This is a genomic window from Bacillus sp. L75 (assembly GCF_003676355.1).
Lineage (GTDB): Bacteria > Bacillota > Bacilli > Bacillales > Bacillaceae > Bacillus > Bacillus velezensis.
This window is the reverse complement of sequence record NZ_ML064902.1, coordinates 59,684-73,525: the sequence shown is the minus strand read 5'-3', so window position 1 is coordinate 73,525 and position 13,842 is coordinate 59,684. Positions and strand designations below refer to the sequence as shown.

Annotated in this window: 6 protein-coding genes; 1 reads left to right on the top strand and 5 read right to left on the bottom strand. The window is 44.1% G+C overall.

Annotated features, from left to right (window positions below):
* The first annotated feature begins 259 nt into the window (after positions 1 to 259).
* Positions 260 to 571, top strand: a complete 312-nt coding sequence (locus D5S11_RS03825) for a magnetosome magnetite crystal formation protein family (RefSeq protein ID WP_020955892.1) — start codon at positions 260 to 262, stop codon at positions 569 to 571.
* 50 nt (positions 572 to 621) lie between these two features.
* Here D5S11_RS03825 and D5S11_RS03820 read toward each other — a convergent pair whose 3' ends face one another.
* The 5 genes from D5S11_RS03820 to bamC all read right to left on the bottom strand — a co-directional run bounded on the left by D5S11_RS03820 (position 622) and on the right by bamC (position 13,777).
* On the bottom strand, positions 622 to 2,022 hold the full coding sequence (locus tag D5S11_RS03820; RefSeq protein ID WP_047935766.1) for a sensor histidine kinase: 1,401 nt from the start codon (positions 2,020 to 2,022) through the stop codon (positions 622 to 624).
* A 2-nt stretch (positions 2,023 to 2,024) separates the two neighbouring features.
* Positions 2,025 to 2,732, bottom strand: a complete 708-nt coding sequence (locus tag D5S11_RS03815) for a response regulator transcription factor (RefSeq protein WP_020955894.1) — start codon at positions 2,730 to 2,732, stop codon at positions 2,025 to 2,027.
* A 143-nt stretch (positions 2,733 to 2,875) separates the two neighbouring features.
* The gene (gene xynC / locus D5S11_RS03810) at positions 2,876 to 4,147 is read right to left on the bottom strand and encodes a glucuronoarabinoxylan endo-1,4-beta-xylanase XynC (protein ID WP_020955895.1); all 1,272 of its coding nucleotides are present in this window, start codon (positions 4,145 to 4,147) and stop codon (positions 2,876 to 2,878) included.
* Positions 4,148 to 4,208: 61 nt separating this feature from the next.
* Positions 4,209 to 5,747, bottom strand: a complete 1,539-nt coding sequence (locus D5S11_RS03805; RefSeq protein WP_041482494.1) for a glycoside hydrolase family 43 protein — start codon at positions 5,745 to 5,747, stop codon at positions 4,209 to 4,211.
* Between the two features lie 170 nt (positions 5,748 to 5,917).
* Positions 5,918 to 13,777, bottom strand: coding sequence for a bacillomycin D non-ribosomal peptide synthetase BamC (bamC, locus tag D5S11_RS03800; protein WP_108724942.1), 7,860 nt, complete (start codon positions 13,775 to 13,777; stop codon positions 5,918 to 5,920).
* Positions 13,778 to 13,842 lie beyond the last annotated feature (65 nt).

Here is a 13,842-nt window from a genome sequence, read left to right as displayed (position 1 = left end):
TACACGTCATTTTTCAATCGAATCGAAAAATTAAATGTATTTCCAACGTAGACACGCTGAATGTGATGAGTCTCAATATGGCATTGAATCTTATGATTGCTGTAAGAAGACGAGTCCTTGCCCGTCCTTGTTAATTTAAGGTTGATGTAAGGTTCGGATTAATACGGGTTAAGGTTGGAGTTGTACAATAAGATTGTACTTCAGTGAGGGATTCAGCCAGAAGAATTCCCCCTTCAATAAATCATAGAGGTGAAAAGGTTTGAGAGAAAATAAAATGTTGTCTTCATTATGTTACTTCAGTATATTTTTTGCGCCGTTTCTGTTTCCGATTATCGTCTATTTCTTAGGCCAGGACGATGTGAAATATCATGCGAAAAAATCTTTGTGGACGCATCTGATTCCTTATTTGATTTTTGGGATTGGCATCATCGCTTCAGGTTTACTTGGTATGAATGACATCAGGCACGCCGGGCCTTTCCTGCTTGCGACGTATGCTGTTACATTCCTTGTGGCGATCTATTTTTTCATTTGGAACATTGTCAAAGGAATCAAATTGTTTTCGGAACAATAGGAAAAAACGGTTCTGTTATTAATCAACAGAACCGTTTTTTTGTATAGCCATTATGATAATTGTATATCTATCGTTGTCCCTTCTCCCGCGGTGCTGTGAATGGTGATGTCCCCTCCGTGCTTTTGGATAATATCCTTTGCTATGGCCATTCCAAGACCAGAGCCTGCATGCGTCGTTCCTGTATTTGTGCCCCTGTAATAGCGATCAAACACTTTTTCCAGCTCCTCTTCTTCTATCCCTTTGCCGTTGTCCTTAATTGTCACATGAGTCCGTTCTTTTTGTTCAAGCTGTACAACGATCTTCACATCAGGATCATTGTGAACGAGGGCATTTAAAATGAGATTCGTGACCGCTCTCCTAATCAATATCGCATCAAGGTTCAGCATCAGCTTTTCCACGTTCGTTTGGAGTTCAATGGACTTATCCGTATATCTAGAATCGTTTAACATATCAATTAACGTTTCCCGCAGCAGCGATACAAGGTTTACCCGTTCTGTATGTAACATCACATCGTTGTTTTTCAGCCTTGTCGTTAAATTTAAATCTTCCATCACATCTTTCATATAGAGGGATTTACTCTCAATGATCTGGGCGTACTCTCTGACCTGTTCGGCTGTGAGATGGTAATTTGGATCTTGGATGATTTCTGCATAGCCTTGAATAGATGCTAATGGTGTTTTAATGTCATGAGAAATATGACTGATCCACTCTTCACGCATTTGCTCTAATTTATCTTTTTCTTTTGTGCTTGAAGATAGTTGTTCCGATAAATGATTGACATTATAGAAGACATCTTTATAAATGCCTTTGGATTTCATTTTGATCGTATAATCTCCATTAGCTAACCGCTGAATTCCTTGAATGACACGGCCGAGCGGTTTTGTGAGCTGCCGGCTGAATAGATAGCCAATGAGTAACGCGATCAATGCATCTATTGATAATAATATGATGGTTCCTGCATTGAACTTCGTCACAAATTCCTTGGTATCATATGAGAGGACAAATTTTCCGAGAGAGGGATTTTTAAACCCTATAAAGTAACTGTACTCCTTGCCATTTACTTTTTTCCCGCCAGCGTAAATGGTTGATAATAATTGTTCATCCTTATATTTATGTAAATTTACAATTTCAATAGGCGTATATTTTTTCTTCAGTCCTTTAGGTTCTCTATCATGATAAACATCCTGTCCGTTTTCATCTAATATTTGAATCCATGCATTCTGCTCTTTTAAAGCTTTTTGGCCCTCTTTGTTTACTGTGATACCATTGTTCGATAACGTGACATATTGTCGGAATGATCTTGTGAAAGTTTCCGGTGTACTTTCTTCGTCATGTTGGCTGTTCGCCTGGAAAACGAGCCAAAACATAAAAATAAATAAATTAATGAAGACTGTAATGATGGTCACTATGATGACAGATACCATGTATCTGCCTGTTAATCGCCAATTCATCCTTACGCATCCTTTACAACAAATTTGTAGCCTAACCCTTTCACAGTGACGAGAAAGTCTGGTTTTGATGGGACAGTTTCTATTTTCTCACGGAGCCTGCGTATATGAACCATCACCGTATTGTCAGAACCGAAGAAATCTTCTCCCCATACAGCTTGATAAAGTGTTTCTTTACTGATCACCCGATTGGGATGCTGCAGAAAATAGGTCATAAGCATAAGTTCTTTAGGTGTTAACTCAATAGCCGCTTCATTTTTGGTGAGCTCGGCTTGTTGTTGGTTTAATTCAAATGGTCCTTTTTTTATCACGGTTCCGGTTTGAGAAGGCTGTAAGTAAGAGACCCGTCTCAGCTGCGCTTTGACTCGATATGCAACTTCCTTAGGGCTGAAGGGTTTTGTAATGTAGTCGTCCCCGCCGATGGCAAGTCCTACAATTTTATCCGTTTCCTCCCCCTTTGCAGACAAAAAGATAATAGGAACGTGTGAAATGTCTCTTATTTGCTTGCAGATATCATAGCCTTCACCGTCTGGCAGCATGATATCCAATATCACCAGATCGGGATTTTCTTGATGAAATTGAGCCAATCCGTCACGGGCAGTCGAAGCTGTCACTACGCGATCAATGCCTTCTCTTATTAATACGGTTTTGATCAGTTCCAAAATTTCTTTTTCGTCGTCTATGATTAATACTTTGCTGTGAAGCCGTGACATATATTGATCACTCCTTGAAGTCATTGTCATTATTATACCCAATGTCTGTGTATCGTTAAAAAAATCAACACTTCTCTCCCACAGAAAATAAGCCAATTTTCTTTTTTGAGTAAGAAAATTGGCTTATTGCGATGCTGATGCCTTTAACGCTTTACAACAAATGTTGTCACGCTTTGAGCCGGAAGATGGGCCCAAAAATGATTGTCCGTTACTTTGAGATCCGTTCCAGGTTGAAGATTGCTGCTGCTGCTCGTGATCCATCTGGATACTTGCGAAGCAGTTCCATTCTGCAACACGAAGTTTTGGTTGACCCCTGTGTTATTTTTATTAATGGCAACAATCACGACTTTATTGTCTCCTTTATAGGCTGACACGTAAACATTCGGTTCAGGATTTTTCGTTGCATCAATCCTTACATAGCCTGGGCGCACAAATTTTGAGAAATGAGCCATATTGTATCCGCGTTTGCTGATCATCCCATCTTCTTTCATAGGGCCGTATGATCTGCGGATGTACCACCACACATAAGCTTGAAAATCTCCCTCTACCATTGAATGATGAATATGCTCTGAAACACCTAAAGCCTCAGGCCAGCGATCCGCTGAATTGTTGTCACTATTCGGATAGTATACCTCCGTCATCCATAGCTCTTTCCCTCCTCCTTTTTGTTTGAAAAGAGGATAAGGAAACTGACTGACCTGAGTGCCGTACAGGTGGGTTCCGAGGATATCCATATTCCTAAGCGCCTGCGGATCGTTTAAAATGGGGTCCGATATATTTTTCAGGTATTGAAATGATTCCGGCGCAATCACGCGGGCATTAATGGAACCGGCATTCTCTCTCATGAAACGCAGGATTTCTTGGGGCGTCCACCATGTCCATTCGTGAGCGTAATCAGGCTCGTTTTGCATAGAAATCGCATACAGATTCACACCATTACTCTTCATGAAATTAACGAAATCGTTAAGATGCTGCGCGTATGCGGCGTACTTATCGTATCTCAGCCGCTTAGCTGTTGTGTCACCATTATGATTGAAAGTCTCAACCATATCGTTTGGCGGATTCCAAGGGGAAGCAAAAACGATTGCTCCATGTTTGATCGCACTCTTTGCAGTCTCCACTTCCTTGTACCAATTATTTCTATTTTCATCTACATGAATTCTTAAGACCGAAAAACCTAACTGATTCTGTCCATTGCCAAAAGCGGTCTCCCGTTGAGCCGCAGTCAAGTCTCCAATCCAAGCCGGGTGGTTCATTCCTCCAAAACCGCGAATCACTTGTCTTTCTGCAGATATATTAACTGTTGCATCACTTGCTGCTGAAACTTCAGTAACTCCCGGTCCTAAGAGCATGACGGACAGCATTGTGAAACATACCAATAATACACAAATTGTTTTTTTTACGCTCGATATCATTTTTTCCTCTCCTTCATATGTCGTTTATGGACTTAGAAAACGTACCTTTGTCTCCCTTTGCTTATCTTTGTGTAAACTGCCAGTAATCGAAATTAAACAAGTTTCCTGTACCAGTTCCGGTAAATACAAAGAATACGTTGTGAACACCGGATGCGCCGCTTACCGCAGTTTCTATTTCTCTCCAAGATTGCGTTCCGCCTGTGGAAGGGACATTCAAGGTTCCGACAAGCTTACCGTTTGCAGTATCTAGCCGCACTTCTATTTTCCCGCCAAGAGCGGACGCTACATTTGCTTTAAACGTCCTGGCACCGCCTGACCCGAAATCTGCATTTCCAACAGCAATCCAGTCTCCGTTATGAATGTTTGTGACATGTTGATTATTGACCGGGCCGCCGGGTGCTGAGGATGCCTCTGTCAAAATCCGTCCGTTCCAGGCAAACGTTTCCGCTTCTACGCGGTGATATGGATTCAAATTGGATAGCTGTTTGACACCTGCAAAATTTGCCGCTACCTCTTGCAGGGAGCCATCTGGATTATGCACAAGCTTATTAATATGGGGAGAACGGTAACCTTTGCCGGCCCCGTAAAGAGCGGAGCTGACAGTTTGAGTATGATACACCACATACCACTCGTTTTTAAAATTGAAAACAGCATGATGATTGTTCCCGCCGCCTCCGAAAAATGCTCCCGGATTTTTCAGAAAGTGCCCTCTATACGAAAAAGAATCCATAGGACTTGAGCTGGTCATATAGCCGATCTCACCTGGAGGTTTATCGGCCGGGTGCGCGCCCCCGAAATTGATACAATAGGAATAGTAATATTTTCCGTTATACTTATGCATTCCCGAATCTTCAAACATAAAAGGCGCATCAATCGTAGACGCACTTCCGGCAACACTGGTCATATCAGGACCTAATTTCATGACTCTTGCTGTTTTAGGATTGGCCCATTGCCCCTGCGTTGGATTTGAACCGCCCGGAACGCCTCCGCCGGCATATAGGTAACCGGTACCGTCATCATCTACGAATACTGCAGGATCAAAAAGCCATACAACACCGGACATTCCTGGCGTATTTGGCGTTACCAGCGCTTTTCCGATGGGATCTGTCCATGGGCCGGTCGGGCTGTCTGCGGTGAGAACCCCGATACCTCCGCCGCCGTTTGCGAAATAAAGGAAAAATTTATCCTTACCGTTGATCTTTTTCACCGCGGCTGACGGGGCCCATGATGCTCCTGCCCATTTGGCAATCCCCCGGCCGCCATTCAGCCCATTGGCACCCGCTGCGGGAATCGTTCCGTGATCTGTCCAGTTCACCATATCCGCTGAAGATATGACGGATATTTTATTCAAATTGGCAAATGAATTATCCTTAATCGTGCCGTCGCTATTATATTCATAGTCATCGCTTGACATATAGATGTAGACTCTTCCGTTATAGGTCAGCGCAAACGGATCTGCGCCCAGATGATGGTCGATAAGCGGATTTGAATTCCCAACATGTTTTGCAATTGGAGTGCTTACCGCATTCGCATATTCCCCAGGTAAACAGCTCAATAATAAAGCAAGAATCAATAAACATACGCTGCACTTTTTCATCAGCTTAACATCCTCCTGTTTCCGCATATTAGGTTTTTAAAAAATATGATAACAACAGGTCATGAAGAATGCGTAAAATGAATGATTTTTAGAGTGAAAACGTTGCAAATATCTGACCCTCTTTTATGAAAAATGCCGCCGGTTACAGTCAGCGGCATTTTGCCCTGAATCACTTACATTTTGTCAAACTTCGTGTCGCCAGCAAACGATCCCATTGACAGTTGTTCTTCAAGAACAAGTCCGTGATGATGCCGCTCTTCAATCCTTTTAATAATAGATCGAATTGTATCCGTATTTTCTTCAATATTGTGAGGGTCAAAGATCGTCACATGGTCTCCTTTTAATTTGTACTCAAGGTAATGCTGTGCGGTTGATTGCTTCCATCCTCTATCGGTCAACTCGCCGCATAGAAAATGATGAATGTTGGCGTTCACCGCGCCGGAATTGATCAGTTTATTGTGATATGTGAGATAGCTTCTGATTTTTTCCTTAATCGAAGGAATGGTTAATAATTCTCTATAATAATCCGGAATGATATCCAGATTCCGATGAATGATCTCTTCGGTTTCCTCTTCCGAAAAATAATTCACCGAAACGGCTCTTTTAGAATCAAGCATCATAATGTCCGATACGATGCGTCCGCGCTTCTCTAAGGCTTTGGTAACCTCAAAAGCCAAATTCGACCCCGAGGAGTAACCAAGTAAAACAAAGGGCCCTTGTTCCTGAATGCCTATCATGCTTTCTGCATACCGGTCAACGATCTCTTGCTCGTAAGACGGCTCTTCTAGGAAATCAGCGGCATAGACGGTGCAGCGGCCGTCAAGTCTTTTCGCCATTTCATTATAGACCAGCCCGTATCCGATTAAAGGCGGGAAACAGAACACAGGGATTAAACCGTTCTGATTCATCTTGACGAATACGTTATCCGTCTTGGACTCGAAAACTGCCGCTTGAATGGCGCGTGCCATTGTTTCGATGGTAGGAAAATCGTATACGGCTTGATAATGCATTTTGATTCCCATACGGTCGTTGATTTGATGAATTACTTGCAATACTTTGAGCGAATGGCCGCCAACGTCAAAGAAGTTATCTTTAATTCCCGGGTCGCTGAGAGCTAAAATGTTCTTCCATATCTCGGCCAGCTGCTTTTCAATTAACGTTCCGGGCGCTTCGTATTCGGTTCCGGTGAGCCTATTTCCCTCAGGAGCCGGCAAAGCTTTTCGATCGATTTTTCCATTTGCGGTTATCGGCATCTTCTCCATTTGGACAAAGTAAGCCGGTATCATATAAGCGGGCAGTTTATTCAGCAAATGGCTCTTCAGCTGCGCCGTATTTAATGAATCGTCTCCTGACAAGTAGGCGCACAGCTGCTTTGAGCCCTCTTCTTCAATTGCGATGACGACCGCTTCTTTGACAGATTCCGATTGCAATAAAGCCGCTTCGACCTCGCCAATTTCAATCCGGTAGCCTCGGATTTTCACCTGATGATCAATTCTTCCCAAATACTCGATATTGCCGTCAGGCAGCCACCGGGCGACATCTCCCGTTTTGTACATTTTTTCGCCTGCGGCAAACGGGTGTTCAACAAATTTCTCAGCCGTTAATTCCGGGCGGTTCAAATATCCTCTGGCCAGTCCCTCTCCTGCCACATAGAGTTCGCCCGGTATGCCCATTACCTGAATGCGCTGATATTCGTCCAAAATATACGCTTGCAGAGTAGGAATAGGTTGTCCGATGTTGCTTCTGCCCTCGTCGATTTCCCGTTCCGTGATTTCTTTATATGTGACATGAACGGTAGTTTCGGTGATGCCGTACATATTGATTAATTGTGTTAAAGGATATTTAAGCTTCCAGTCTTTCAAGAAGGATGGATTTAACGCCTCTCCGCCAAATATGATTTTTCGGATGTTTAAATTGGATTCGGGATCTGCTCTCTCTTCCTGCATCAGTTGATAGAAATAACTTGGCGTTTGATTTAAAATGGTCACAGCTTCCGATTTTAACAATTGCAAATACCTTTCCGGGTTTTTTGCTATTTGTTTCGGAACAATCACTAATTTGCCCCCATACAGCAGCGCTCCGTACATTTCCCATACTGAAAAGTCAAAGCAGAAGGAATGAAACAAAGTCCATGTGTCCGATGCATTAAAATCAAAAACATTTTTATTATTAAATAACAGACGAACCACGTTTTTATGTTCAATGAGCGTGCCTTTCGGATTCCCCGTTGTTCCTGATGTATAAATAATGTAGGCTAATTGATTTGGCATCACGTTCAGATTGAGATTAGATGCTTCGGCGCCGTATGATGACGGATCGTCAAGGAAGATAGTATGACTTTGATAATCGGTACCTTCCAGAAGATGATGTTGCAATAATAAGATAGAGACGTTAGAATCCTCAAGCATATAATGGATGCGTTCTTTCGGATAATCCGGATCGATCGGTACGTAAACGCCCCCGGCTTTCAAAATAGCAAGGATGCCTATCACCATCTCCGGTGAACGTTCCGCCATAATGCCGACAAGCTCCTCGGCCTGAAGTCCTTTGGCAACCAAGGTTCGGGCCAGCTGATTGGCGCGTTCATTTACTACCCGATACGTCAGCTTCTTATCTTCAAAAACAATCGCCGCTTGCTCCGGCGTTCGCTCCGCTTGTTCTTCAAACAATTGATGAATCGTCTTTTCCTTTGGATACTCAGCCGCCGTATCGTTGAACTTATCTATCAGGAGCGATCGCTCATCCGCTGTTACGATATCAAGGTCTTGAACGCGAATTTCCTGATCGTCCGCCATTTGCTTCATGATTTGCATGAAATGCGTCTGCATCCGTTCGACGCTTGCTTGGTCATAAACATCGCGATTGTATACAAAACGAATGTCAATTTCTCCATCCGGCATCACTATAAAAGTAAAGTCGTAATGAGTGTGTTCTTCCATATGAAAATCGAGAATGTCTAATGCGTTGTCATCCTGCTTCATATGTTCTATTTGTTTCTCAACCGGGTAATTTTCAAATACCATAATATGATTGATCAACTGCTGCTTTTGCTCAGTTTGAGCCTGAATGTCATACAACGGAAATGTATCATATTTTTGAGAAGCCAGTGCCCGCTCCTGGTTCATTTTCAATACTTGTGCAGCTGTCATTTCAGGCTGCGTATGAATACGTACGGGAATGGTATTGATAAATAAACCGACCATGGTTTCAATTCCCGGAATTTCTGCCGGTCTGCCGGATACGACAGTGCCGAAGACGACATCCTGACTCCCGTTGTATCTTTGCAGCAATAAGCCCCATGCGGTTTGTATCCATGTATTGACGGTGACTTGCTGGCGGCTTGCGGCCCGTTTGATTTCGTCTGTGAGCCGCTTTCCTAAACGAAACTCATGCTCACCTTTTTCGTATCCTTTCGCCCGGTCGGAAGTTTGTTCTTGTAACAAAACAGTCTGCCCTTCATAACCTTCTAAATAGTTACGCCAATAGGCTGACGCCTGCTTGTGATCTTGTTGATCCAGCCATTCGATATATCGGCTGTATGGAGTGACGGCTCCCCGCTTCGGCTGCCTTTGCTCGAGTATCGCATAATAGGTTTCAAACACTTCTTTCGTAACAAGAGGCAAACACCAGCCATCCATTAAAATATGATGAAAGCTCCATATCAATCGCGCTTGGTCTTCTTCTGTCCGCAGGATCGATACGCGCATTAAAGCATCCCGGGTGAGATTGAATCCCCGCGCCTTATCTCTTCTTGCAAAATCGGCAATAAACTCGCTGCGCTGATGACTGTTCATGCTGCGAATATCTTCAACGGCCGTTTCAATCGGCTTTTGCCGGAATACAATCTGCAAAGGCTGATCTTTCCATTCTGTATAAAAAAGAGTCCGAAGAATGTCATATTTTTCGGCCAGATGCGCCAAACTCATCCTGAATGCATCGATATCCAAGAAACCTTTCAGATCAAAAGCGGCTTGTTCAAAGTAAGCTTCGGAAGCCGAATCGATCAAGCTGTGGAACAACATTCCTTTCTGCATCGGGGTTAATGGGTATATATTTTCAATGTCACCGAGATGACTCGTTTGCTGCACAAATTGATCTAATTCACCGATCGTTATACCTTTTAACGAAATATCGCTTGGCGTCAGGTGAATTTGATCTTGAGCATCACAATGTGCGATGACTTGCTGCAGGCTGCTTTTTAAGAGATCGGCACAGGCTTCCATTGTTTCTCTTTGATATTGTTTACCGCAATAGCTGATGGCCAGCGACAATCGGCCGTCTGAAATCATGCCGTTGATATCAAGTGTATAGGTCATGGGACGATTGTCACTGGCTGTTTTCCCGCTTGAGTAAGGGGATATCTCCATCCTGCCGTTCCGGACATCTTGATCAAATTGACCCAAATAATTGAAACGTATTTCCGGATGTCCGGTCCATTCATGTGCCTTCGGGTGATCGGACAAATATTTGATCAGGCCGTAACCTATTCCTTTTTGGGGGATCTGACGCAAATTTTCTTTCACTGTTTTAATCCGCTGCGGGATATCCTGATCAGCTTTGATTTGAAGCGAAACCGGATATAGACTTGTGAACCATCCCACCGTACGCGAAATATCGAGATCCGGAATGATAGACTCTCTGCCGTGTCCTTCAAGATCAATGAGAATGTCTTCATATCCGGTCCAACGATGAATAGCAGTTCCCAGACCGGTCAGTAATAAATCGTTCATATCGGTCGAATAAGCCCGGTGAGCGTTTTTTAATAAACGTTCGGTTTCCTCAACGGTCCATTGAACGATGACCGTTTCCTTGTCTTTGGCCAGACCGGTCTCCTGTTCATTGTCCTTTGGCAATGTAAGTTGCGGATTATGTTTCTGTCTGAACCAGTATTGATTTTCCGCTTCGAATTCCTGACTTTCTGCATAACGATTCAACTGTTCAGCCCATAACAGGTAAGAGTCCGTTTTCTTCGGAAGCCGGATCGCTTCGCCGTTTTGAAGCTGCTCATAAGCTGCTGCTATATCCTCAAGTAAAATCCTCCACGATACGCCGTCGATGACCAGATGATGAACCGCAATCAGCAAATGATCTCCCTCTTGACACCGGAACAATCCCAGTTTCATGAGCGGTCCTTCGGCTAAATGAATGGATTGCTGAATCTCATTGGAAATGGTTTCTATCGTCTGGGACACATTTTTTTCTTCGCGTAGTGAGATCACTTCAAGGCTGAACAGATCACCTTCATCGATCCCGCGATTTCGGGCTTCATATCCATCTTCTGTCGGAACATAGACCATGCGCAAAGCATCGTGATGCTCTGTGATCTTCTTCATGACGTCCCGAAGCTTTGATTCATCCAGTCCCTCTTTCCAATAAAGCATAACCGCTTGATTGTAATGGTGTAATTCCGGGTATTTCTGGTCAAAAAACCAATGCTGAATCGGTGTCAGCAGCGCCCGGCCTTTAATTTCCCCTTGTTCTGCGATTCGGGTTACCGGCTCTACGTATGGAACAAGCTCAGAGATCGTTGGGTATTTAAACAAGTGTTTGATTTCAAACTTATACCCGGCTTGGTATAATCTTGAGGACACTTGAATCGACTTAATGGAATCGCCCCCCAATTCGAAAAAATGATCTGAGATTCCGACCCGTTCTAAGCCTAAGACCGACTCCCACACCGCGGCCAGTATTTTTTCCAGTTCTGTTCGAGGAGCTTCATAGTTCATGCCTGTAAGATTCTCTCTTGGAGAAGGAAGGGATTTACGGTCTATTTTCCCGTTGAAAGTAAGCGGCATCTCTTCCAGCTGAACGAAATACGCAGGTATCATATAGGATGGAAGCTGGCGGGACAGCTCTTCACGGAGCTCGCCTGCAGTTAAAGCATGTTGTGCGGTATAATAGGCGCACAAGGATGTTTCCCCCTCGATTTCCCGGGCGATAACGATGGCTTCTTTGATCGCCGGCAGCTGAAAAAAAGCGCCTTCGACTTCGCCGATTTCAATGCGGTAACCGCGGATTTTCACCTGGTGATCAATCCGGCCCAAATACTCGATATTGCCGTCAGGCAGCCATCTTGCCAAGTCTCCCGTCCGGTATATCCGTTCTCCTGATGCAATCGGATGGTTTACAAACTTCTCGGCCGTCAGTTCGGGACGATTCAAGTAGCCCCTTGCAAGCCCATCGCCCGCAATGCACAGTTCTCCCGCCACACCGATCGGCTGCATATGTTCCAAATCAGCATGTAATATATACAATTGAATGTTGGAAATCGGTTTGCCTATCGGAATCGATGCATATGTTTCTTCCGTCTGGCAATCAAAGTATGATACATCAATTGTTGCCTCAGTCGGTCCGTACAAGTTGATGATTTGAGCCTGGCTCACCGATGTGATGATGTGTTTAAAGCCTGCGACATGTACAGGCTTCAAAGCCTCACCGCTTGCAAACACATGTCTTAATGACGCTAATTTTTGTTTCAACATCCCGCTTGGCTTCTGATCCATGGATTCCAGGAAGGCATGCAGCATCGCCGGTACAAAATGCATTGTGCTGACACCTTTTTGTGCAATTGTATCTAAAATCAGCTCGGGATTCTTTTCTCCTCCGTTTGGCAACAGAACCAATCTGGAACCTGATATCGTCCACCAGAACAGTTCCCACACTGATACATCAAAGGTGATCGCAGTTTTTTGCAGAATCGCATCCCGCTCATCGAGAGGGTATTTTTCCTGCATCCACACCAGCCGATTGATGACCGACCGATGCTCAACCATAACCCCTTTCGGCTTGCCCGTTGAACCCGATGTATAAATAACATAGGCCAGATGATCCGGACCAGCAGCCGGCTCTACATTCGACCCGTCTTCACAAAAGTTTTGCGGATCTTTCATATCCAGCACTTTTCCCGTAAAAGGTACTCTCTCTTGCGATTGATTCTGCACGAGTAACAACTTCGTATCCGAATCCTCCAATATGTATCGAACCCGTTCCTCGGGATAGCCCGGGTCAATCGGTACATACGCCCCGCCGGCTTTCAAGATCCCGAAGATCCCTACAATCATATCCAGGGCGCGTTCGGCCATAATCCCGACCGGCTGATCCGGCTGTACGCCCTCAGATTGCAGTGTCCGAGCGAGTTGATTCGCCCTTTCATTCAATTCACGGTACGTCAGACGGCTATCCTCGTAGACAACAGCCGTTTGATCAGGGGTACGTTCCGCTTGTTCCTCCAAAAATTGATGAATCGTTTTTTCTCTTGGATACTCTGCAGCCGTTTGATTATAGGCGATGAGTTGATTTGTCTCTGAGTCTGACAGAATATTAAGCTGGCGGATCATAAGGTCGGGTTGGAATAACAAAATCGAAAAAATCCGGTTTACATGTTCGATCACTTGCATCATATACTGGCGATCATAAGCTTGTTCATTATAAGTTAACTTTAAATGAATCGAATCATTTTCTATGGAAAACTGAAATAACGTATCAGAAGCAGCCGTTTCTCTAAAACGAATGGGGTGAAGCTGATCTAGTGATACAATCGTGTGGATCATTGGCAAATGATTTGAATCGTAGTTCAGATTTAATGGACCGGCCATTTTATCGAAAGGAACGTGCTGATGTAAGATGGCTCCGTTCAGCGTATGCTTGAATTCATTAAAAATGGATTTAAACGTGCTGTCCGCATTTATGTTTTGTTTGATTAACATGACTTGGTCTAAACGAAGGTCTTCATCGGTTTCGTCTTCAAAGGTCGGTACACCTACAATAACGCCCTCTTCCCCCGTATATTTGTACAAAAGACACTCGATTCCAACCAGGAGAACCATATAAACGGCCATTGGCGATTTATTCGTCATCTTCATGATGCGCAGGGATACATCGGGGCTCAATGAACTGTGAATACGGTTGGGTGCACTCGACGCATCATGCTCTATTGCTGAGTCCGACATTTGAAACGAAGGGATTGCACTGGGACGATCTTCCGCATCGAACATGCTGCTCCAGAACAACTCCTGTTGCTTAAATTCTGACATTAATATCCCTCCAGTAAGTTTTAGCCGGCTGACCGCTGTCCCCGTAAAAACATCATGCCGGGGAC

Coding starts and splice junctions, on each gene's coding strand:
- D5S11_RS03820 (WP_047935766.1), bottom strand. CDS start 2,022: ATGAATTGGCGATTAACAGGCAGATACATGGTATCTGTCATCATAGTG.
- D5S11_RS03815 (WP_020955894.1), bottom strand. CDS start 2,732: ATGTCACGGCTTCACAGCAAAGTATTAATCATAGACGACGAAAAAGAA.
- xynC (WP_020955895.1), bottom strand. CDS start 4,147: ATGATATCGAGCGTAAAAAAAACAATTTGTGTATTATTGGTATGTTTC.
- bamC (WP_108724942.1), bottom strand. CDS start 13,777: ATGTCAGAATTTAAGCAACAGGAGTTGTTCTGGAGCAGCATGTTCGAT.